The 548-nt window shown below is 46.9% G+C and carries 1 pseudogene; it reads left to right on the plus strand.

The annotated features are described in order from the left end of the window. Positions 1-548 (plus strand): annotated as a pseudogene (gene yqgP / locus ACWHAR_RS30985) (rhomboid protease YqgP); the annotation flags it as partial.

Genomic DNA, 548 nt, shown 5'->3' on the forward strand with positions numbered 1-548 from the left:
AGATCCTGATGTTTTTCTTGCTCGAAATAAACGGATGCAGCACTAATACGGAGACGCTGGTCGCTTTTGGAGCAAAGGAAAACAGCCTGATTGCACAAGGAGAATGGTGGCGGCTTCTGACACCGATCGTGCTTCACATCGGCATAGCGCATTTAGCTTTTAATACGCTGGCTTTATGGTCGGTTGGTACAGCGGTTGAGCGGATGTATGGATCGGGCCGGTTTTTGCTGATTTATCTGGCTGCTGGCATTACGGGTTCGATTGCGAGTTTTGTGTTCAGCCCGTATCCTTCGGCAGGCGCATCAGGAGCCATATTCGGATGCTTAGGCGCATTACTGTATGTTGCTTTGTCTAATCGAAAAATGTTTTTAAGAACCATAGGGACCAATATTATTGTCATTATTATCATCAATCTGGGCTTTGGTTTTGCGGTTTCGAATATTGATAATTCAGGACATATCGGCGGCTTGATTGGCGGCTTTTTCGCTGCAGCAGCATTGGGGTTGCCCAAAGCCGGAGCCTTTGGAAAAAGATTGTTGTCAGCGGTT

This window comes from Bacillus sp. LR--39 (assembly GCF_053613335.1).